General features: G+C 73.5%; 20 protein-coding genes and 1 pseudogene. 13 read left to right on the forward strand and 8 right to left on the reverse strand.

Going from position 1 to position 20,766, the window contains the following annotated elements; genetic code table 11:
• The first annotated feature begins 14 nt into the window (after nt 1-14).
• From NRK68_RS32415 to NRK68_RS32425, 3 genes are all read left to right on the forward strand, one after another.
• Nucleotides 15-1,184 carry a sensor histidine kinase gene (locus NRK68_RS32415; RefSeq protein WP_257857543.1) on the forward strand — a complete coding sequence of 390 codons (1,170 nt, stop codon included), beginning with the start codon at nt 15-17 and terminating at the stop codon, nt 1,182-1,184.
• Nucleotides 1,181-1,849: a response regulator gene (locus tag NRK68_RS32420; protein ID WP_183064728.1), complete on the forward strand. Its 669-nt coding sequence runs from the start codon at nt 1,181-1,183 to the stop codon at nt 1,847-1,849. The genes NRK68_RS32415 and NRK68_RS32420 overlap by 4 nt, the downstream gene beginning before the upstream one ends.
• Before the next feature lie 143 nt (nt 1,850-1,992).
• Nucleotides 1,993-2,229 carry a hypothetical protein gene (locus NRK68_RS32425; RefSeq protein ID WP_183064729.1) on the forward strand — a complete coding sequence of 79 codons (237 nt, stop codon included), beginning with the start codon at nt 1,993-1,995 and terminating at the stop codon, nt 2,227-2,229.
• A 107-nt stretch (nt 2,230-2,336) separates the two neighbouring features.
• Here the strand turns inward: NRK68_RS32425 and NRK68_RS32430 are convergent, their stop codons facing one another.
• A complete protein-coding gene (locus NRK68_RS32430) occupies nt 2,337-2,651 on the reverse strand; it encodes a hypothetical protein (protein WP_183064730.1) in 315 nt (104 codons plus the stop codon).
• A 71-nt stretch (nt 2,652-2,722) separates the two neighbouring features.
• On the opposite strand from NRK68_RS32430, the gene NRK68_RS32435 reads away from it, so the two are divergent.
• Nucleotides 2,723-5,014 (forward strand): NACHT domain-containing protein, encoded by a 2,292-nt coding sequence (locus NRK68_RS32435; RefSeq protein ID WP_257857544.1) that lies wholly within the window; start codon nt 2,723-2,725, stop codon nt 5,012-5,014.
• 81 nt (nt 5,015-5,095) lie between these two features.
• On the opposite strand, the gene helR is transcribed toward NRK68_RS32435, so the two are convergent.
• Nucleotides 5,096-7,306 carry an RNA polymerase recycling motor ATPase HelR gene (gene helR / locus NRK68_RS32440; protein ID WP_257857545.1) on the reverse strand — a complete coding sequence of 737 codons (2,211 nt, stop codon included), beginning with the start codon at nt 7,304-7,306 and terminating at the stop codon, nt 5,096-5,098.
• A 621-nt stretch (nt 7,307-7,927) separates the two neighbouring features.
• Between helR and NRK68_RS32445 the strand changes: the two genes are divergently transcribed.
• Nucleotides 7,928-8,836: a LysR family transcriptional regulator gene (locus tag NRK68_RS32445; RefSeq protein WP_257857546.1), complete on the forward strand. Its 909-nt coding sequence runs from the start codon at nt 7,928-7,930 to the stop codon at nt 8,834-8,836.
• On the opposite strand, the pseudogene NRK68_RS32450 reads toward NRK68_RS32445, so the two are convergent.
• Together NRK68_RS32450 and NRK68_RS32455 are read right to left on the reverse strand one after the other, a co-directional pair.
• A pseudogene (locus NRK68_RS32450) lies at nt 8,801-10,102 on the reverse strand (MFS transporter); the annotation flags it as partial. The gene NRK68_RS32445 and the pseudogene NRK68_RS32450 overlap by 36 nt on opposite strands.
• Nucleotides 10,099-10,701: a TetR/AcrR family transcriptional regulator gene (locus tag NRK68_RS32455; RefSeq protein WP_257857547.1), complete on the reverse strand. Its 603-nt coding sequence runs from the start codon at nt 10,699-10,701 to the stop codon at nt 10,099-10,101. The gene NRK68_RS32455 and the pseudogene NRK68_RS32450, both read right to left, overlap by 4 nt.
• A gap of 111 nt (nt 10,702-10,812) precedes the next feature.
• Between NRK68_RS32455 and NRK68_RS32460 the strand changes: the two genes are divergently transcribed.
• From NRK68_RS32460 to NRK68_RS32470, 3 genes are all read left to right on the forward strand, one after another.
• Nucleotides 10,813-11,073 carry a DUF6158 family protein gene (locus tag NRK68_RS32460; RefSeq protein ID WP_183064735.1) on the forward strand — a complete coding sequence of 87 codons (261 nt, stop codon included), beginning with the start codon at nt 10,813-10,815 and terminating at the stop codon, nt 11,071-11,073.
• 238 nt (nt 11,074-11,311) lie between these two features.
• Nucleotides 11,312-11,893: a TetR/AcrR family transcriptional regulator gene (locus tag NRK68_RS32465; RefSeq protein WP_183064736.1), complete on the forward strand. Its 582-nt coding sequence runs from the start codon at nt 11,312-11,314 to the stop codon at nt 11,891-11,893.
• Nucleotides 11,894-11,931: 38 nt separating this feature from the next.
• On the forward strand, nt 11,932-13,455 hold the full coding sequence (locus NRK68_RS32470; protein ID WP_183064737.1) for an MFS transporter: 1,524 nt from the start codon (nt 11,932-11,934) through the stop codon (nt 13,453-13,455).
• On the opposite strand, the gene NRK68_RS32475 is transcribed toward NRK68_RS32470, so the two are convergent.
• Nucleotides 13,418-14,794, reverse strand: coding sequence for a helix-turn-helix domain-containing protein (locus NRK68_RS32475; RefSeq protein WP_257857548.1), 1,377 nt, complete (start codon nt 14,792-14,794; stop codon nt 13,418-13,420). The two genes, NRK68_RS32470 and NRK68_RS32475, sit on opposite strands and share 38 nt — an antisense overlap.
• A gap of 242 nt (nt 14,795-15,036) precedes the next feature.
• Between NRK68_RS32475 and NRK68_RS32480 the strand changes: the two genes are divergently transcribed.
• Nucleotides 15,037-16,338, forward strand: a complete 1,302-nt coding sequence (locus NRK68_RS32480) for a M64 family metallopeptidase (protein WP_257857549.1) — start codon at nt 15,037-15,039, stop codon at nt 16,336-16,338.
• 58 nt (nt 16,339-16,396) lie between these two features.
• Here NRK68_RS32480 and NRK68_RS32485 read toward each other — a convergent pair whose 3' ends face one another.
• Nucleotides 16,397-16,984, reverse strand: a complete 588-nt coding sequence (locus NRK68_RS32485; RefSeq protein ID WP_183064739.1) for a TIGR03086 family metal-binding protein — start codon at nt 16,982-16,984, stop codon at nt 16,397-16,399.
• Nucleotides 16,985-17,172: 188 nt separating this feature from the next.
• On the opposite strand from NRK68_RS32485, the gene NRK68_RS32490 reads away from it, so the two are divergent.
• Nucleotides 17,173-17,361 carry a hypothetical protein gene (locus tag NRK68_RS32490; RefSeq protein ID WP_183064740.1) on the forward strand — a complete coding sequence of 63 codons (189 nt, stop codon included), beginning with the start codon at nt 17,173-17,175 and terminating at the stop codon, nt 17,359-17,361.
• A gap of 52 nt (nt 17,362-17,413) precedes the next feature.
• Here NRK68_RS32490 and NRK68_RS32495 read toward each other — a convergent pair whose 3' ends face one another.
• Nucleotides 17,414-18,094: an NAD(P)H oxidoreductase gene (locus tag NRK68_RS32495; protein WP_257857551.1), complete on the reverse strand. Its 681-nt coding sequence runs from the start codon at nt 18,092-18,094 to the stop codon at nt 17,414-17,416.
• A 110-nt stretch (nt 18,095-18,204) separates the two neighbouring features.
• Here NRK68_RS32495 and NRK68_RS32500 point away from each other — a divergent pair, with 110 nt between their 5' ends.
• The 3 genes from NRK68_RS32500 (at nt 18,205) to NRK68_RS32510 (ending at nt 20,375) form a co-directional block, all read left to right on the forward strand.
• Entirely contained in the window at nt 18,205-19,134 is a 930-nt protein-coding gene (locus tag NRK68_RS32500) for an AraC family transcriptional regulator (protein WP_183064742.1), read from the forward strand.
• A 131-nt stretch (nt 19,135-19,265) separates the two neighbouring features.
• Nucleotides 19,266-19,931, forward strand: coding sequence for a hypothetical protein (locus NRK68_RS32505; protein ID WP_257857552.1), 666 nt, complete (start codon nt 19,266-19,268; stop codon nt 19,929-19,931).
• Nucleotides 19,932-19,940: 9 nt separating this feature from the next.
• Nucleotides 19,941-20,375 carry an SMI1/KNR4 family protein gene (locus NRK68_RS32510; protein WP_183064744.1) on the forward strand — a complete coding sequence of 145 codons (435 nt, stop codon included), beginning with the start codon at nt 19,941-19,943 and terminating at the stop codon, nt 20,373-20,375.
• Nucleotides 20,376-20,469: 94 nt separating this feature from the next.
• Here NRK68_RS32510 and NRK68_RS32515 read toward each other — a convergent pair whose 3' ends face one another.
• Nucleotides 20,470-20,658: a DUF6381 family protein gene (locus NRK68_RS32515; RefSeq protein WP_257857553.1), complete on the reverse strand. Its 189-nt coding sequence runs from the start codon at nt 20,656-20,658 to the stop codon at nt 20,470-20,472.
• Nucleotides 20,659-20,766: the final 108 nt, after the last annotated feature.

Raw genomic sequence — 20,766 nt, forward strand, 5'->3', positions numbered from 1 at the left:
GAGGACCGGCAAGGATGAGCAACGGCGCCGACAGGCTGCGCTGGACACGCAACGACGCACTGGTCGCGATCGCGGTCGCGGCGGTGGACCTGCTGGGCTTCTCGCTCAGCCCCCCGGCCGAGGGGACGACCCTCGCCCTCGGCGCCGCATGCGCGGTGGTGGCGGCCGCCGTGTGCCTCCTCGCCCGCCGCAACCACCCGGTCGCCGTGCTCGCGGCGGTGCTGCTCCTGGGCGTCGTACCCAACGTGGCGATCCCGGACACCACACCGCACTTCCCGCTCGCGCCCGCCGTCGCCCTCTACTCGGTGGTCCGGTTCCGCCGGCCCGCCGTCGCCGCGGCGGCCGTCGTCCTGACCGTGCCGCTGGTCTCGCTGGGCCAGGGCGGCACGCTGCTGCCCGCCGGCTGGTTCGTCGTCGCCAACGCGGCCGCGACGACCCTCGTCACCGGCGCGGCCGTGGTCATCAACCGCTGGCAGCGCGAGGTAGCGGCGAACCAGGCCCTCCAGGCCGAGCGTGCGGTCGCCGAGGAACGCCGCCGCATCGCCCGGGAGCTGCACGACATCGTCGCCCACCACATCACGGCCATGCAGCTGATGGCGGGCGGCGCCCGGGCCAACCTCGCGCACGACACCGAGGCGGCCCGCGAGGCTCTCGTCACGCTGGAGGACTCCGGGCGCATCGCCCTGCGGGAGATGCGCCAACTCCTCGACGTGCTCCGGGCGGGGGAGGAGCCGGACGAAACCCCTCCGGCACCCCAGCCGGGCGCCGCCGACCTGGAGCGGATCATCACCGAGTCGCGCCTGGCCGGCACGGAGACGGTGTTCACCGTCGACGGCCCCGTCCGCCCGCTGCCGCCCAGCGTCGGACTCACGCTCTTCCGCATCGTGCAGGAGGCACTCACCAACACCCGCAAGCACGCCGGTCAGGCGCGGGCCGACGTCCGGCTGACCTACCGCGCCGACGAGGTCGCCGTGGAGGTGTGCGACGACGGCGCCGGAGCCGCGCCGACCGCCGCCCGGCCCGCCGCGGCCACCGGGTACGGTCTGATCGGAATGCACGAACGCGTGGCCCTCCAGGGCGGCACCCTGGAGGCGGCCGCACGCGACGGCGGCGGATTCCGGGTGGCGGCCCGCCTCCCGGTCCCGGCCGGGCGGGGCGGCGAGGGAGGGGAACTACACCGATGATCCGTGTGCTCATAGCCGACGACCAGCCGCTGGTCCGGCGGGGACTCGCCCTGATCCTCGGCCCGGACCCGGAGTTCGAGGTGGTGGGCGAGGCCGAGGACGGCGCCCGCGCCGTCGCCCTCGCCCGCGAACTGCGTCCCGACGTGGTCGTCATGGACATCCGGATGCCCGTCCTCGACGGCGTCCGGGCCACCGAGGAGCTGGCCCGCACCCTGCCCGACGTCCGCGTCCTCGCGCTCAGCACCTTCGACATGGACGAGTACGTGGTCGCCGCCCTGCGCGCCGGGGCGTACGGCTTCCTCCCGAAGGACGTCTCCCCGGAGGAACTGGGCGCCGCGGTCCGCATCGTCCACGCCGGCGAGGCGGCCGTCGCACCCCGGCTGCTCACCCGGCTGCTCTCCGCCTACATACGGACCCCCGCGCCGGTCCGCCCGGCCGCCGCCGCGGTCCCGTCCGGCATGACCCCGCGCGAGCGGGAGATCTGGCAGCTGCTGGCCACCGGCCTCGACAACGCGGAGATCGCCGCGGAACTGGACATCAGCGTCTCCACGGTCAAGAACCACATCACCGGCATCTTCGGCAAGCTGGGCGTCCGGGACCGCGCCCAGGCGGTGATCGCGGCCTACGAATCGGGCCTGGTGGAAGCCGGTTGCGGGAGCGGTTGATCACAAAGTGCCCGCAAGAGGACCGGAATCCTCCTGGTGACCGCACCTCTGACCAGCCGGAACACTGGATGATTCGCCCGTGCGGACGAGGCCCCGGCCATGGCACAGTGCGATCAGTCCAACCGCACGATCAGGGAGCCTCCATGCGCGATCCGCACGTCACGCCGCTCGCGGCCGCCCCCGCGTGCCCGCCGGAGCCCGGCCCGTTGCCCTGCTGCCCGCTGTGCGCCGGGGTGCCGGAACGCATCTCCTGGCGCCAGCGCCCGGGACAGCCCGTGCTGCTGGCCTTCGAGCCCTGCGGCCACCGCTGGACCACCCCCGCGCCCCCCGTCCTCGCGGTCACCCCGCCACGAGAACACGGTCACGCCGACGCCGGCTGAGCCGGCGCCGGCGCCGACGGCACCTGCGAGCACCAACGACGAGGACGCACACACGGCGATGCGCCCACGCCGTATCCGGCCGGACCCGAAAGCGATGGGACCACCGGTCAGCCGTTCTGCTCCTGCGACAGGCCGCCCTCGATCCTGGCGCGCCGGACGCTCTGTTCGCCCGGTCCCGACATGCGCTGGGCGACCGAGCCCGAGCCGACGTCGACGTCCTCGATCTCCTGCCGGCGCGCGGGCGGGCGGTCCGACACCGTCAGCCACGCCTGGAGAGCGCCGCCGAGCACCACCAGCACGGCCGTGCACAGCCACCAGGCCAGCGTCCACCTTTGCGTCAGCATGCCCGTCGCCACATTCACGGCAGCCGCCACCGCGACCGTCCCGCCCGCGGCCAGCATCCGCGCGCCCGCCGTCGTCATACGCAACTCCCCCTGATCTACGTAGTATTGCGGGGCTCATCGTCCGATCACTTCTACCACGGGGGGAGCGCGTGCGCGGGAGATGGAGCCAGCAGATCAAGGGGGTGACCGCCGACAGCGTCGTGCAGACCCAGATCCACATCACCGGCGGCGACGTCACCTCCGAGGTGGACCGCGCCGCGCGGGAACTCCACCGGATCGTCACGTCCCGCCTGCGGGACGAGATCGCCCGCCTCAGGCTGGAGCACCCGGGCCGGATCCCGGTCCGCTGGTCGCCGACCGGCCGGCCGGTGCGGTCGCCCGACGGCGCGCTGGGTGTGGAGGGCATGGCGCTCACCGGCGTGGTCGACGAGGTACCGGAGTTCCTGCGGAGCCTGCCCCGCCGCCAGCTGGTCGTGCTCGGCGGGCCGGGTGCCGGGAAGAGCGTCCTCGCACTGCTGCTGGCCAGGGACCTCGCGCGGACCCGGCGGCCCGAGGACCCGGTGCCCGTACTGCTGTCGCTGTCGTCCTGGAGGCCTGCGCTCGGGCTGCGGGAGTGGATGGCCCGCCGGATCCGGGAACTCGGAGTCGGCGAAGGACAGCGGCGCGGCGCCGGCACCGTGGCCGCGCTGATCGACGAGAACCGGGTGATGCCCGTGCTCGACGGCCTCGACGAACTGCCACCGGCACTGCACGCCCGCGCGGTGCGGGCGATCGACGAGGCGGTCGCCGAGGGCCTGCCCCTGCTCGTCACCTGCCGGGGCGACGCGTACGAACGGACGGTGCGGGAGAGCGGCCACTACCTCACCCGGGCCGCGGTCGTCGAACTCGCCCCCGTGGAGCCGCCGGACGCGATCGCCTACCTCGAAGAGTCGAAGGTGGCCGGCGACCACCGGTGGGACGGGGTGTTCCACGCGCTGCGCGACCGCCCCGACTCGGCGCTCGCCGACGCCCTGTCCTCGCCCCTCCTGCTCTACCTGGCCCGCACGGCGTACCAGGCGGGCCCGACCGACCCCGGGGAGCTGCTGGGGGAGCGGTTCGCCACGCGCGAGGAGGTCGAGTCCCACCTGCTGGAGCAGTACCTCCCGGCGGTGTACGCGGAGTCGTCCGGTGCTTGCGCCCGTCGCTCGGGCGCGCACCGGGCCAGGCGGTACCTGACGACCGTCGCCCGCCAGATGCGGCGCGACAAGACCTTCGACTTCGCCTGGTGGCAGATTCATTCACCGGTCACCGCTGTGGTCGTGGCGGCCGCCTTCGGCTGTACCTACGGCTGGTTCGTCTTCCAGCTGTTCGGCGTCGGCCAGGGCGTGTCCTCCGCCGTGGTCACGGGCATGGTCGGTGGCGGTGTGCACCTCGTCGTCCGCCGGGGACTGGCCCAGGTGTACGTGACGCAGGACGTCCTGCGCGCTCCGAGGGCCGTGCTCCGCCAGTACGCGGTCATCGGACTGCTGTCGGCCCTGGCCGCGGCCCTGGTGACGGGCGCCGCCGTGGGCGGATGGCTGAGCCACGAGCTGGGTGCGGAACCGGGGGCCGTGGCCGGCTTCGGCGCGCTCGTCGGCGGGACCGCCGGTGCCGCCACCCTCCTGGGGTCGGCCTGGGGCTCGTACCAGCTGTCGCGTACGTGGCTCTTCCTGACCGGCCGCCTTCCATGGCGGTTCTGGACGTTCCTCGAGGACGCCCATGAGCGCGGCGTGCTGCGCCAGACGGGCGCGGTCCACGAGTTCCGCCACCACAGGGTGCAGGAGCAACTCGCCGGCCGGGGCGAGCCGTCGGACCGGTCGGCCTACAGCGAGAAGGCCGTGGCATCCGCGCGCAGGATCCTCCTCCCGGTCCTGCCCAGTGCCGCTCAGGCCGTCGTGGCGCTGGCCTGGCTGGGCACCACCGGCTACATCCAGGCCACACAAGGGCCCATGGAACTGCTCCAGTTCCGCTCCGGCGACCGTCCCGCACTCGAGAACGAGATGTGCGAGGCCGCCTGTCTCAGCGGCAGGACCTGGGGGTGGCAACTGCCGCAGGACCAGTCCCGGCAGACGGTGCTCCACGTGTCCGAACCGGCCGGCCCCGCCTTCACGACGTGGCACGGCCTGATGAGCGCGACCGGGTGCGACGGCGCGGCCGTCGAGGCGACACTGCGCATCGGCAGCCGCCCGCCGATGTCGCAGATCGTGCGGAGCGACGTCGCCAAGCCGGTCGACCTGTCGGAGAAGGAGGCGGCGTCCGGTCCGGTCCGGCTGAAGGGCGGCGAACCCATCACGCTCACCGTGCGCCGGACGGACCGGAAGCGGTGCGAGGTCTCCTTCACCTGGGTGGACGCCGGACTGCACAGGGACGGCATGGAGCTCGCGAGGGCCCGCTTCGGCATCCCCGCACGCGCGGAGCCCTGACCCGGGAGCCGGTCCGGCCCCGCTCCCGCCACCGTTACGAGGTCGGGGCCGGGGTCGGGCCGGGGCCGGGGCCGGCGGCTGTCAGGGGCTCGTGAGGACGACGAGCTGCCGGGTCGCGCGGGTCATCGCGACGTAGCGGTCGACCGCCCCCTCGATACCCTCCCCGAAGCGGTCCGGGTCGACGAGAACCACCAGGTCGAATTCGAGCCCCTTCGACAGCGTCGGCGTCAGCGATCGGACGCGGGACGCCGGCCGGAAGCCGGGATCGCCGATGACGCATGCGGTCCCCGCGTCATGCTCGGCGAGCCACGCGTCCAGGACCGACCGCAGGTCGGCGACGGACCCGTGCGCGACGGGGATGCCGCTGCTGCGGATGGACACCGGCACGTTGGCGTCGGGGAGCGCCGCACGGATGGCCGGCTCGGCCGCCGCCATGACCTCATCCGGCGTACGGTAGTTGATGCTGAGCGAAGCCACCGTGATCCGGTCCAGGCCGACGCGTTCGAGCCGTTCCCGCCAGGACTCCGTGAAGCCGTGCCGGGCCTGGGCCCGGTCGCCGACGATCGTGAAGCTCCGCGACGGGCAGCGGGTCAGCAGCATCTGCCATTCGGCGTCGGTCAGTTCCTGCGCCTCGTCCACGATGACGTGGGCGAACGGGCCGGCCAGGAGATCCGGTTCGGTGCCGGGCAGGCCGCTCTCGTCGATCAGGCTGTCCTGGAGGTCCCGGCCGCGCAGCATCCCCACGGCACCCTCGCTCTCGTCGATGACGACGTTCTGCAGCAGGCTGTCGACGGCATCGGCCCGGCGGGCGCGCTCTGCGGCGACGGCGGCGTCGTGCCGACGGGCCCGCACCGAGGCCGCCGCGTCGCCGAGCCGCTGCCGGGCCGCGTCCAGGAGCGGCAGGTCGGACACCGTCCAGGCCTGGGCGTCGGCCCGCTGCAGCCTGGCCACGTCCTCGGGGCCCAGCCAGGGCGCGCACTTGCGCAGGTAGGCGGGGACCGACCACAGGTCACCGACCAGATCGGTGGCCTCCAGCATCGGCCACGCCCGGTCGAGGGTCCGGATCAGCTCCCGGTCCTGCAAAAGCGACCGCCGCAGCAGCTCGGGCGGGACGTCGTGGCCCTCGCCGCCGTCCTCGTGCCGGTCCATGAGGATGGCGAGCAGTTCCTCCCGGATCTGGTCGCGGGCCTCGTTGTGCGGGGTCCCCGGTTCCACCGCCCGGAACGCGGCCGCCCAGTCGTCGGCGCTCAGCCAGAGGTCGGACCAGTGGCTGGAGACCGTCATCCCCCGGGTGGGCGGCTCCTCGTAGATGCGGACGGCCGCGTCGACCGCTTTCACCAGGTCCGCGGACGACTTCAGCCGGGCCACCTCCGGGTCGGGCTCCTCCGCCGCTCCGGCGCCCTCCGCCACCAGGTCGCGCAGGGTGCAGGTCCGGACGCCCTCCTCGCCGAGGCTGGGCAGTACGTCGGCGACGTACGCCAGGTAGGGCTGGTGCGGGCCGACGAACAGGACGCCGCCGCGGCGGTGGCCGAGACGGGGGTCGGAGTAGAGCAGGTGGGCCGCGCGGTGCAGCGCGACGACGGTCTTGCCGGTACCGGGGCCGCCGTCGACGACGAGGGCGCCGCGGGACCCCGCCCGGATGACGGCGTCCTGGTCGGCCTGGATGGTGGAGAGGACGTCGCGCATGCGGGCGGAGCGGTTGCCGCCGAGGCCGGCGATGAACGCGGACTGGTCGTCGAGTGCGGCGTGCCCTTCGAGGGCGTCGGCGCTGAAGACCTCGTCCCAGTAGTCGCTGATCCTGCCCCGGGTCCAGCGGTACCTGCGCCGGCTCGCCACGCCCATCGGGTCGGCGTGGGTCGCGGCGAAGAACGGCTCGGCCGCTGGGGAGCGCCAGTCGAGCAGCAGCCTGCGGCCCGTGCTGTCGGTGAGGCCGAGACGTCCCACGTACACGGGCTCGCCGCCGTCGGCGGGGACGATGCGGCCCAGGCACAGGTCCAGACCGAAGCGGCGCAGGGTGCGCAGGCGGGCGGTCAGGCGGTGGATCTCGGCGTCCCGGTCCATCGCCTCCCGGCCGATGCCGCCGGGCGCCCGGCGGGTGGCGTCGAGGCGGTCGGCGAGTTCGGCGATCGACTGCTCGAGGCTCTCCGAGATGGCCGTGAAGTGCCGCTCGTCGCCGTCGGTCAGGGCCGGGTCGGCCTTGGGGGAGAGGTGGTCGGGAAGGTCGAACGCGCTGCGGGCCCGCGGAGCGTCCGCGACGGGCTCGACGTCACCGCGCGATGCATGAACCGGCAAAAACGCATGCACTTCGTGAATCTCCCATTTCTGCAGCTTCTGGCTTCGGTCCGCGATTTTGCCCCAGCATGAGGGCCTTGCCGCAAGCCCCCTGGTGCGCTATAAGTTGAGAGTGGCAAGGAGTGGGTTTTCCTCCTTGCCTTTCTCGTCCCCTCCGGACGCACTCGTTTCCCGTGCATCGACGACCGCCGTGTACGGCGATTCCGTCGGCTTTCGCGTGCCTCGGTATACGCCTGATGGATGGTCAAAGCTGCTTGTGCGGTGGCCAGTTCGAGCAGGCTCCTTCAAAGAGGGCCGCTGGGGCGTTGTCTTGCCGGGTGCATGCCAGGTAGCTGTGTCCGTTCTCCGGACCCTATGGCGCCTACGCCCGCCGGCGCGTCGACGTCACCCCCGACGAGCGTCCCCCCGGCCCGGAGCGCCGACGCTCGCTGATGCCTGACCCGGACCCCCTGGGCCGGGGCGGTGGGTCGGCACCCGTCCGCGCCTTTCGCCGGGGGTCCGGACCCCGTGGCGAAGGCGGGGACGGGTTGCCGCCCGGGCCCTGCATCGATCTTGATTTACCGCAAAACCCAAGTCAATCCTCCGGTTTGCTCTCCACACCCAAGGAATATCTTGGGTCTCATGACCCTCGACGATCTCCGCGTGTTCGTGGCCGTCTGCCGCGCCGGCAGCCTCAGCGCCGTCGCACGCGACCTCGGCTGCACCCAGTCCGCCGTCAGCCAGCACGTCCGCCGCCTGGAGAAGCAGACCGGCACCAGCCTCCTGGAGCGCCACGCCCGCGGCGTCGTGCCGACCGAGGCCGGCCGTATCGTTCAGGCGGCCGCCGCCGACGGCATCGCCGGCCTGGACGGCGCCCTGCGCCGCGTGGCGAACCTCGTACGGGGCGGGGGCGGCACCGTGCGCGTCACCACCGGTGCGACGACCGTCCGGCACTTCATGTCCGAGGCGGTCGTCTCCTTCCGCCGCGGCCACCCCGGGGTGAGCCTGGAGTTCCAGACCGAGAACTCCAGCCGCAGCTGCTTCGACGCCCTCGCCGCAGGCGACCTCGACCTCGCCTGGATCACCATCGGCGCCCCCGTACGGGGCATCGAGCAGCGCCCGGTCATGGAACTGCCCTGGGTGCTCGCGGTCGGCGCCGACGACCCCCTCGCCGGCCGTACCGGCCTCACCCCCGCCGACCTCGCCGACATCCGCCACATCCGGCTCCCGGAGAACTCCGCCTCCCGGGCCCACCTCGACGCCGCCCTCGCCGAGTCCGGCATCCACGTACGCTCCGACACCAGCGTGGCCGACTGGGACACCGCCCTGCTGCTCGCCGAACTAGGCCTGGGGCACGCCGTCGTGCCCGCGCTGCCCGGCTGGCAGGTCCCCGGTACCGACGGCCCGCTGCGCCTCGTGCCCATCCCCGCCCTGCCGCCGCTCGCCGTCGGCTGGGCCGTCCGCCGCTGGGCCGCCCTCGCCCCGCCGGCCCTGGCCTTCGCCGACGAGGTCGCCCGCAGCTGCCGGGCGCGCGCCGCCGGGCAGCAGTGACGCCGCGGCCAGTCCGACGGAGGCCAGCACGGCCAGGGCCACCAGCGACGGGCCGTGCACCCCGGCGCTCGCCGCGACCGCGATGCCCAGGGCCGGACCGACGTTCATGGCCGTCTGCTTGAGCCCTCCCACGACCCCGGCGTACCCGGCCGGTGCCTCGCCGACCACAGCCCCGGTGGCGGTGACCATCACGGTGGTGAATCCGGCGCCGAGCACCGCGAAAGCCGGCCCGGACGCCGAGCCCAGTCCGGCGATCCCGGCCACGACCAGCGCCGTACCGGTCAGCGCTGTCCGGCGCGGCCCGAACCGGCGCAGCGCCACCCCCGCCACCGGAGCCCCCGCGACCATCACCGCGGTCAGCGGCAGCACCCGCAGGCCGGTGTCCAGCGCGTCCAGCCCCTGGACGTCCTGGAGCCGGAACGTCGCCGTGAAGAGTGCCCCGAACAGGCCGGCGGAGACCACCAGCAGCAGGGCCATCGACGCCGTCACCGCCCTGGCCCGGGCCACGGCGGGCGGCACGAGCGGCGTCGCGGAACGCCGCTCACGCCGCAGGAACAGGGCCGCGAGCACGGCGGCGCCCGCGAACCCGAGCAGCGTCGGCCTACCGGCCCACCCGTACTGCGGTACGCCGACCAGCGCGTGCACGAACACCGCGAGGGCCGTCGCGAGCAGGGCCGCGCCGCCGAGCTCCAGCCGGCCCGCCTCCGTACGCGGCGGCGCGGGCGCCCGTACGGCGAGTGTCAGCGCGGCGATCACCAGGGCGACGGGCACATTGACCACGAACACGGCCCGCCAGTCCCACTGGGCCACCAGCAGGCCGCCCAGCAGCGGACCGGCCGCCGCGGCCAGCCCGATCGCGCTGGTCCGCACGGCCACCGGCGTGGCCAGCCGGTCCGGCGGATAGGCGAGCCGCAGCAGCGCCAGGGTCGCCGGCTGGAGCAGCGCGCCGAACACGCCCTGCACGGCGCGCAGTCCGATCACCCAGCCCACGCCGGGTGCGAACACGATGCCCGCCGAGGCCGCGGCGAAGCCGAGCACGCCGACGAGGAGCAGCCGGGCGTGCCCGTACCGGTCGCCGAGCCGCCCGGCGAGGACCAGGAACGCGGCCACCGCCAGCATGTAGGCGGTACTGGTCCACTGGACCTGAGTGACGCTCGCCCCGAGGTCGTGGCTCAGGCTCGGCTGCGCCAGCGTCAGTACGGTGCCGTCGAGGGCGACGAGCATGGCGCCGGCCACGCTCACGAGCAGGGAGATCCGCTGCCTCATGCGGGAGCGCCCCCGAGGTGCGCGTCGACGGCGGCGTCCACCAGCCGTTCGACCCCGACGGCCCGGTCCTCGCCGAGGACCAGCGGCAGGCTGCCCCAGCCCCACAGCCGGGCCACGCCGTGCAGGTTGGCCCACAGCGCGGCGGCGGTGACGGAGGGCTCGGCCGCCCCGCACCGGCCGACGAGGGAGACCAGGAGGGCGAACAGCGGGAGGGTCGATTCCCGCAGCCGCGGTTCGTCCGAGGGGTCCTGACCCGTGCTGTCCAGCAGGTCGTGCCGGAACATCAGCTCGAACATGCCGGGGTGCTCCAGCGCGTAGCCGACGTAGGCGCATCCGATCGCCCGCACCCGCTCCCGCGGGGACGACTCCCTCGCCCCGGCCGCCACGGCGGCGAACCGGTCGCCGAGGTCGGCGAAGCCGCGCCGGGCGATGGCCGACAGCAGGGACTGGTGGGTGGGGAAGTACCGGCGGGGTGCCCCGTGCGAGACGCCCGCGCGGCGGGCGATCTCCCGCAGCCCGAGCGCACCGGTGCCCTCGCTCCTGACGAGGTCCGCACCGACGTCGATCAGACGTTCCCGAAGGGGTCTCTCCTGGTCCATGGGGCTCTGTCTATCAGCGTGAGTAGACAGTGTCTACTCACGCTGGCCGGGACGCGCGGCGCGGTGCGGTGGATGATGGTGGGGCGGGGGCCCGAGGAGGAGGTGCGTGCCATGACGGAGCACGACGGCGGTCCGTCGGCGCGGAAACTGGAGGAAGGCCGGCTGCTCAAGGAGCTGGAGGCCATCCACCGCACGCGCCACGAGACCCTGCTGCACGGGTCCGACGACGCGCTGGTCACCCATACGAAGCGGATGAACGAGCTGGAGCACGAGTACGTGCGCCGCCATCCGCAGCGCGCCCAGACCGCCTCCCGTACCCGCTCGGGCGCCCGCGCCCGCACCGAGGGCGACCACAAGGACCAGTCCATGTGATCCGCTCGCCCAGCCGTTCGATGCCGTGCCGGGCCGCTCCGCCACTGCCGCCCGACCGACGGCGGGGTGGTGGTCACCGGGCGGGGTGAACTCGTCCGTGGTACGTGCTGAACGCACCCCGGCGGCTGCGTGCTGCCGCAGTGATGACCTCCTCCTCCGGGCCGAACACGGCGAGAGGTGGAGCTTCTTTGCCTCGAATGAGACAGTCTTGTATCGTTCGAGGCGAAGGAGGCTCGCCATGGTGCATGAAGAAGAACTGCTCGACGGCGCGGCCCGCGTCCTCGCCGGAGACCACAGCGCCTCGATGGTGCAGATCGCCGCCGGAATCGGGACCAGCCGCGCCACGCTCAGCCGTCGCTACGCGACCCGGGAAGCCCTGCTGAAAGCCGTCGCGGTCCGGGCCATCGAGGTGGTCGACGGCTGCCTGGCCCCCCTCGACCTGGCGCAGAACGCCGACGCCGCCGCCTTCGACGCGGCACTGGAGGAACTGGTCGTCGCGCTGCTGCCCGCCGCCCACCTCTACGGCTTCACCTCACGTGACGCCACCGTGCTCGCGGACCCCGAATTCCGGGCCGGCGTGGACCGCCAGGACCAGCGGGCCCTCGCCTTCCTCGCCCTCGGCCAGCGGCTGGGCCGGCTGCGCGCCGACCTCCCGCCGTACTGGATCTGGTACTCCCTCTGGGGACTCCTCGACGCCGCCGCCGAAGGCGTACGGGACGGGCACCTCGCCCCCCGCCAGATCGGGCACCTGGTCCTGACCTCCTTCCTCAGCGGGACGCGGCCCCCCGGGCGGCCCCCCGCCGGCACCCCCGACCCCTGAACCACCCGTCACCGCGCACAGACCTCGAACGGAATCCCATGCACACCCCGACGCCGGACCCCCGACGGTGGATCGTCCTGGCGATCCTCTCCGGCAGCCTCCTGCTCATCTCCATGGACACCACGATCCTCAACGTGGCCTTCCCCTCCCTCGTGGGCGACCTCCAGCCCGGCGCCGTACAGCAGCTGTGGATCATCGACATCTACGCCCTCGCCCTGTCCGGACTGCTGGTCACCGCGGGTGCGCTCGGTGACCGCTGGGGACGCAAGCGGCTGCTGATGGCCGGCTTCGGCATCTTCTCGGCGGCCTCGCTCACAGCCGTGTTCGCCACCGATGCCTGGCACCTGATCGCCGCCCGCGCCCTGCTCGGCATCGGCGGCGCGGCCATCATGCCGGCCACCGTCTCGATCCTGCGCACCGTCTTCACCGACGCCAAGGAGCGCGCCTTCGCGCTCGCCGTCTGGGCGGCCGTCTTCGGCGGCGGCATGGCCTTCGGGCCGGTCGTCGGCGGCCTCCTCGTCCAGGACTACGGCTGGCACTCCGCCTTCCTCCTCAACCTGCCCGTCGCCGCCGTCATCGTCGCGGCCGGCCTGCGCTACCTGCCCGAATCCCGTTCCCCGCGGAGCACCGGCAGCTGGGACTGGTGGGGCGTCGGCCAGTCCGTCGTGGGCATGCTCGCCCTCGCGGGCGGCATCAAGCAGCTCGGCAAGAGCGGCGTGGCCGACCCGCTGCCCTGGACGCTGCTCCTCGTCGCCGCCGTCGCGCTGACCGTCTTCGTCCGCCGTCAGGCGCGGCTGACCAACCCGCTGCTCCAGGTGCGGCTGTTCGCCGAGCCCGCGTTCAGCGTCGCGGCCACCGCGATCTTCCTGCCGATGGTCGGCATGGGCGCGATCCTGTTCCTGGTCACCCAGTGGTTCCAGTACGGCGAGGGCTACACCCCGCTGGAGGCCGGACTGCGCCTGCTGCCGGCCCCGCTCGCCCTGATCGCCGCCTCCCTGGTCGCCCCCTCGCTGATGCAGCGCTTCGCGATCCGCCATGTGCTCGGAGCCGGACTCGTCGTCCTGGCCGCGGGCATGGCACTGCCCTGGACCCTCCAGCAGTTCACCGACCTCGGCTACCCGGCCTTCGCGGCCGCCCTGACCGTGATGGGCCTCGGAGCCGGCATCGCGACCACCGTCGCCTCGGTGACGCTGGTCTCCGCCGCGCCCGCCGCCGAGGTCTCCAGCGCCGCCGCCATCGAGGAGACCTGCTACGAGCTCGGCTCCGCCATGGGCGTCGCCGTCCTCGGCTCCACCGCGGCCGCGCTCTACCGGGGCAACCTGCCCGCCCTCGACCTCGACGGCCCCACCGCGGCCGCCGCCCGGGACTCCGTCGGCGAGGCCGCGCACATCGCCGAACGGCTGGGCGGCGCCGTCGGCCAGGCCCTGCTCGACACCGCCTCGCACGCCTACACCCTCGCCATCACCCCGGCGTTCCTCATGGCCGGCGGCCTGGCCGTCGCCGCGGCGGCCACGACCTGGGCGCTCATTCCGCGCGATCTGCGGCCCACCGAGAACCACTGACCCGGGCGGGCCGGAAGGCGGCCGCGGGCGCCGGTCCCAGCGTGGTGGTGCCCGGCGCCGCCCGGTGCCCCAGCCCCGTGCGGTACGCGTCCATGGCCGCCTCCACCCGGCCCGTACGCCGCAGCAGATCGCCCAGCAGCCGGCACAGGTCGGCGAGGTCGCCCCGCGCCCCGCTGCGCTCCAGCAGGGCCAGCGCCTGGACGTAGTGCTCCTCGGCGGATTCCGTCTCACCGCGCTCCTCGGCCATCAGGCCGAGGAGCCGGTGTGCGCCGCCCGCGTGCACCGCGCCGTGGCTGTTGCCCAGCTCCAGCAGCGCCGCGAGCAGCCCCGTGGCCTCCTCCTGCCGGCCCAGCCGGCGCAGCACGTCCGCCAGCTCGACCTCCACCTGGGCCGTGTAGAGACCGGCCCGCCGGGCCGACAGCATGTCGCGGGCCGTACGCAGCTCCCGTTCGGCCGACCCGAGTTCACCGTTCTGCGCCAGTACGTAGCCGCGCATCCAGTGGCAGTGCGCCAGGTCCGTGCTCAGCTGCAAGTGGGCGTAGATGGCCTGCGCCTTGGCCAGGGAGGCGTCGGCGTCGGCCATCCGCCCCTCGGCGAGGAAGGTCCGGGCCACCTGCCGGTGCATACCCGCCACCAGTGCGGGATCGCTGACCTGCGGCGCCAGGGCGAGCGCGAGCTCGGCCGAATGGGCGGCCCGCGCGTGGGCGCCCATGTCCATGTACGGGCCGATCACCGCGGCGTGCAGCAGGACCAGCGAGTCGGGGTCGGCCAGCCCGCTCGCCCCCAGCTCGTCGATGGCGGACTCGAGCAGGTAGCAGGCGTAGCGCAGCTCACCCGCGAGCAGGTGGGCCACCGCCCGGCCGCGCACGGGCCGGGCCCGGCGCGTCAGCGGCTCGTCGGCCAGCAGCCGCTCCGCCTCCTCGAAGTGGCCGATCGCGTCCGGTAGTTCACCGGCCTCGAGCGCGCACTCGCCGAGCCCGAGGCTGGCCTGCGCCTGCTCGGGGACGAGCCCGAGCTCCTCCGCCTCGGCGAGCAGCCGGCGGTAGTGCGCGGCGGCCTCCTCGGCGGCGCCCGTGGCGAGCGTGCGCTGCGCGTCGGTGAGGGCGAGCCGCAGCTCGGTGGCCAGATGGGCGGGGCGGCCGGTGGCCAGCTCCTCGTACGACGTGCCCAGGCGGGCGGCGAGGAAGCGCAGCGCGGTCTCGGAGGGGCGCACCTTGCCCGACTCCAGGGTGGAGACATAGGCCGAGGTGTAGGAGGGGTGTGCCAACTGCTTCTGGGTCAGGCCGCGTTCGACCCGCATGCGCTGGACCCGGCGGCCGATCTCGCCCGGTTCGTCCATGGAATCCCCCCTGGTTGCTCGAACTCCCCAGTATTCAACCGGAGTACGCCATTGCGCACCTCTCGCGCGCCCCCTAGTTTAAGCAGCCGATTCAATGCGTTTATCGAACCGCTTAACTTCCTTTCCCGGGGGAGGACTTCATGGATCCGGTCAGAGGCACGGCCAGACGTTCGGCGCGGCGGCCGGCACGGCGTCACAGGCGGCGTCAGGGGGCACGTCCGGCGCTGCGCGCGGCGCTCGCGATGGTCTGCGCGACCGCCGCGCTGGTCGCCGCGGGTCCGGCCGACGCGGCGGACAGCCCCTCCACGACCCGGGTGGAGGTCGAGATCCCCGGGCCCGAACACGGCGTCGAGGCCGGATCGGGGCACGCCCTGGTCCCGACGGCCGGCAGCCAGGCGAAGCACGCGGGCCGGCTCACCGAGGCCGAGCGGTCGGCCGACGGTGAGGTCACCAAGATGATCGACAACGGCTCCACCGCGGACCGCCTCGACGTCGTCGTCATCGGCGACGGCTACACCGCGGCCGAGCTGCCCCGGTTCCGCGCGGACGCCGAACAGAAGTGGGCCGAGGTCGCGGCCGTCGAGCCGTACACCACCTACCGCGGCCTCTTCAACGTGTGGACGGTCGACGCGGTCTCCCGCGAATCGGGCGTCTCCGGCGACCCGGACCCGGCGACCGTGCGCGACACCGCCCTCGGCTCGTACTTCTGGTGCGGGGACATCGAGCGGCTGCTCTGCATCGACCAGCCCAAGGTCGACGCGTACGTGGCGAAGGCGCCGGAGGCCGACCTGGTCATCGTCCTGGCCAACAGCGCCAAGTACGGGGGAGCGGGCTACAACGAGCCCAGCGCCACCCTCGGCTACGAGGGGATATCGACCGCCTCGGCCGGCCACCCGAAGTCCGGCCAGGTCGCCATCCACGAGACCGGCCACTCGCTGGGCAAACTCGCCGACGAGTACTTCTACCCGGGCGTGCCGGACTACGAGAAGTACACCGGGCCCGAACCCGCCGAGTCCAACAGCTCCGGCCTGACGGCCGAGCGGATGGCCGCGCAGCGGGCCAAGTGGTACCGGTGGCTCGGCGAGGAGTCGCCCGACGGCGGCACGGTCGGGGCGTACGAGGGCGGCAACTACTACGTGACGGGGCTGTACCGGCCGACCGACAACTCCCTCATGCGCGTCCTGGGCAAGCCCTTCAACCTGCCCGGCGTGGAATCGATGATCGCGGGCTTCTACCAGCACGCGCGGATCGCCACCGCCCTCACTCCGACGGACCGGACCCTGCGGATGCGCCACACGGCGAAGGTGGCCGTCCCCCGGCTGTCCGGGGCGGACGGCCGGCAGCTCGTGGTCCGCTGGTACCTGGACGGCCGTGAGCTCAGGCGGTTCGAAGGGCGCACCGAGGTGTCGGTGGCGGAGCTGTGGCTGTTCGACCTGCGGACCCACCGCCTGTCGGTGACGGCCGAGGACCGCACGCCGTCGGTCCGCGACCCGAAGACCGCCCGCACCCTCCGTTCCACGGTGGAATGGAAGGTCCGGCTCTGAGCCGTCGCCCCCCGCCCTGTGCCGTTCTGGGCGGGGGGCGCCTTCTGCACTGAGGGGGTCAGTGCGATGACCGGGACCAGCGCGGGTCGCGCCCGGTGAACGCGAGGAGCTGCTCCGCGCGGCCCGCGCCCTCCGGCAGGACCAGCGGCGGCGCGTACTTGCCGAAGGAATCGCGGACGAAGTCGACGATCCGCGCCGCGATGTCCTCCAGCCGCTCGGCCGTCTCCTCGGTCAACGGCAGGTCCTGAGCGGTGGCCCGGGCGATGTCCCAGGCGTGGACCGCGGCGTCGAGCGCCGCCGCGGCGGCGCCGGTTCCGGCCGGCATCGGCCCCATCGGCGTGGGCACGCTCTCCTCGTCCCTCCGCGACTCCCAGGCCGCGGCGGCCGCCTCCAGCACCGCCGCCAGTTCCGCGACCGGGTCGTCGGCCGTCGCGTCGACGGGCTCGAACGGATCGGTCGCGGGCGCCACACCCGTGATCTGCATGACCAGCGCCTGCTGGTCCAGCCGCGCGTGGTTCAGCACCTGACGCACCGTCCACTCCGAGCAGGGCGTCGGATCCCCCCAGGCCTCGGCGGGCACGCCGCGCACGGCCGCGAGCAGGTAGTCGTGCGCGTCAGCGAGCAGCTTGAAACCGTCGACCGTCATGTCGCCCTCCCATGGCCCCGGCACCGGACCGCCACCATAGATCGGCAGCCCACCGGCCGTCCCGCCTTTGGCCTTTCGTCAACTGCGCGGCGCGGCTGCCGAGCCCGCTCCCCGAAACTCCTGCACCTGGGAGGCTTGACGCCGACCGTGTCGCGCGGTGCCATGAATGCGGATGGAGGGGGCGCTGGGTGACCGACAAGGACAGCGACGTCGAGGAGCGGGGCGGCGATCGTCCACGGGGTCCGGGTTCTTCGGGATTCGAGGACCGTTTCTGGCTGGTGGTGCTCGCGCTGATCGTGGTGATTCTCTTCCTGATCGGTTTCATGGGCGCGGACACCGGGCCCGCGAACCAGGACGGGTACACCGGCTGGCGTTGAACAGGTCCCGCACGGGGCGGCAGCCCTGTCGGTCCGCGGGATCCGGAGGCCGTCAGGCCGCGATGCGTTCGTCCGCGAGGAATTCCTCCACGAACTTCCGTGCTCGACGGTCAAAATCGGTGTACTGCGCCTCCCGTTCGGCGCCGGCGACCGCTTCGCCGACCAGGAGGACGCCCTCGGCGTCGATGCGCTGCGGTCGCTCCTCCGCGTCCAGGAGCAGGCCTACGGTGGAGCGGGAGAAGCCGCAGTAGTAGGCGATGCCGTCGCTCAGGTTGGCCTCCAGGACCGACTGCATCGACTCCGCGACGGGGTCGTCGGCCGTGGCGCCGGCCAGGGCCAGCCACAGCATGCGCTTGCCCGCCAGGCGGGGCTTGCTGCGGCCGTAGGCGAACCCGTAGTTCCATACGCGGTCGATCCATCCCTTGAGGACGGCGGGCACGCTCTGCCAGTACACGGGGAACACGGCGACGACGACATCGGCGTCCTGGATCCGCCGCATGTGGGCGTGCGTCTCGTCCGAGTACGGCTTCTCCCGGTTGCCCCAGTCCGGCTGGTCCGCGACGTTCATCCGCGGGTCGAACCCCTCGGCGTGCAGGTCGAGCAGGTCGATGCGGTATCCGGCGGCCTCGAGCCGGGCAGCCGCGCGGCGGGCGGTGTGGGCGGTGAGGGAATCGCTGCGGTGGTGCGCGACGACCACGAGGGCCGTCCTGGTGTCACTGCTGTGCTGCGGCACGGTGTCTCCCGAGGGCTCGATCTGTGCGGTGAGTCCAGTACAACCGCGACGCCGTGGATGATCCATGGGAGAAACTCTCCAGAACATAGGAGATCGTCTACGATTGCGCTGTGGATCCTCTGAGTTCACTGCTGAGCGGCATCCGGGCCGAGGGCTCGGTCGTCAGCCATGCCGTCCTGACGGCGCCCTGGAGCATCACCTTCGCCGACGCTGCGCCGCTCACCATGGTCAGCGTGCTGCGCGGGGGCGGCACGCTGCTGCTGTCCGACGGCACCGAGCGGGCCATCGGCGCGGGCGACACGGCCGTCGTCCGGGGCCCCGCACGGTTCCGCCTCGCGGACGAGCCCGCCACCGTCCACCGCCCCCACACCGAGTACGAGATCAACTGCTTCACCGCGGACGCCGCGTGCACCGGCCAGGAACTCGACGGCATCCACTGGGGCACCGGCCCGGAGGGAGCCACCGCGCTGATCGTGGGCGCCTACCGCGCCTCGGGGCACCGCCACGAGCGGCTCCTGCGCGCCCTGCCGCCCGTCCTGGTCATCGCCGAGGACGCCGAGGTCTGCGCCTGGCTGGAGAACGCCGCCGCCGACGCCGCCCGGCTCTCCGCCGGTTCGCAGGCGCTGATGGACCGGCTCCTCGACTGGGCCCTGGTCTGCACGCTGCGCACCTGGTTCGACCGGGCGGGCGCCGACGCGCCCGGCTGGTACCGCGGCCTCGCCGACGCGGTCCTCGCCCCCGCCCTGCACGCCTTCCACGGGCGGCCCGCCGAGAGCTGGACGGTCGCGTCGCTGGCCGCTCAAGCCGGAGTCTCCCGGGCACTGTTCGCCCGGCGGTTCACCGAGCTGATGGGCCGTCCGCCCCTCACCTACCTCACCGAGTGCCGCATGGACGACGCCGAGGCCCTCCTGGCCGACACCGACCTCAGCATCGCCCAGATCGCCAGGACCGTCGGCTATGCCGATGCCTTCGGCTTCAGCGCCGCCTTCAAACGCCACAAGGGCCTCAGCCCCAGCACGTTCCGCACCACGGCAGCGTGAGTGCCGGCACGCGGCCGCAAAGGCATGGCCCCACGCTCCGGACCACAGCCCAACACCGGTCGTTGCGCCGGAGCCCCCCGGGCCACCGCTGACCCGCGCCGGGCTCCCCGCGCACAGGGCAGGATGGGGGCGTGAGCTTCACCGTGCACGCCCGCCGCGTCCGCGACGAGCGCCTGAGCCCCGCCCGCCGCGGCGCGGCCCTGAGCAGCGCCGTCGTCCTGTACTGCCCGTTCGGTTACACCTGGACCCACGCCTACCTGAGCCTGTTCGGGGACACCCGCCGGGACCCGCGGGCCATGGTGACCGCTCTGGAGGTGCTGGAGCGCAGCAGGACAGCGCGCACGGCCGAGTGGGCGGAGTTCTCCCGCCGCCGGACCGCGGAGAAGCGCGAGGCGCACCGGCGTGCACCGTCGGCGGCGGACCGCGCCTGGGCGGCGGCCCCCCGATGGCCGGGGCCGGATCTGCACCATGCCCACCGGGTGACGGTGCTGCGGTGGTCGTGCCTGCCCACGCCCACGGCGGCGGAGCTGCGCCGGGCGGGGCTCACCGAACTGGAGCGGGCCGTCATGACACAGGTCGACGCCTACCTGGCGACGGACCGGCCGAACCCCGCGGCCGCGGCGGCCCTGGGCGGACTGCTGCCCCGGCTGCGTGAAGCCGCGGCCCGGACCCGGGAGGAACGGACGGGGAGCGGGCCGGCAGCGCGTGCCGACCGGCTGCGGATGATGGCCGAACTCGTCCACTGGGACCGCGGACCGGAACCGGCGGACCCGGCCACGGGGTCCGCCCGGCCGTAGGCTGCCCGCATGTGGAAAGAGGCCGCCGGTGAGGCGGACGGAGAGGCCGGGTTCGGTGAGCCCGCCGGTGCGGACGCGGTGGCCGGCGCGGAGCGACGGCTCGGGGAACGGCTGCCCGCCGCACTCGTGAGTCTGCTCGGGGAATGCGACGGCATCGCCGGACACGACGGGACCGACACGGTCTGGCCGCTGGATCGGATCGTCGAGCAGAATCTCTGCTTCCGGTCGGATCCCGACTTCGCCCGGCTGTACATGCCGTTCGACGCCCTGCTCTTCTTCGGCGACAACGGGGGCGGCGACCAGTTCGCCTTCGTCCGTACTCCCGAACGCGAGGACATCTTCGTATGGGAGCACGAGGACGACAGCCGGCGATGGGTCGCCCGGGACCTGCGGGACTACCTCGGACGGTCCCTGGCCGGCGGCGGGGCCGACTGGTACCGATAACGCCCCCGCGGTACCGCACGGCGGCCGGCGGCCGCCGCGACGGGGATCGCGGCGGACACCGGCCGGTGCACGCTGAGATGCGGGTATCCGCCGGCTACATGGGATCCATGCCCCGGTCGTCCACGCGGCCCTCCTGCTCGCTCTGCTCCTGGAGGCGGCGGGCCTTCTCCTTCAGCCGGTGGCGCTCCTCCGGGTCCGTGGACCGTTCGGCGGCCTCGTTCAGCTCCCTGGCCTTCGTGCGCATCTGCTGGGACCGGCCCCGGGACTCGCCTGAAACGCTCATGATCGCTCCTTGTATCTGTGGGGGAGAGCGGGCGGATTCAGCGAACCAGCACTGCCGTGCACCCGCATCTCGAACCGTCACCGAAGGTGATCCGCCGCGAATGGCCTC

It is taken from the genome of Streptomyces yangpuensis (genome assembly GCF_024666385.1).
Taxonomy (GTDB): Bacteria; Actinomycetota; Actinomycetes; order Streptomycetales; family Streptomycetaceae; genus Streptomyces; species Streptomyces yangpuensis.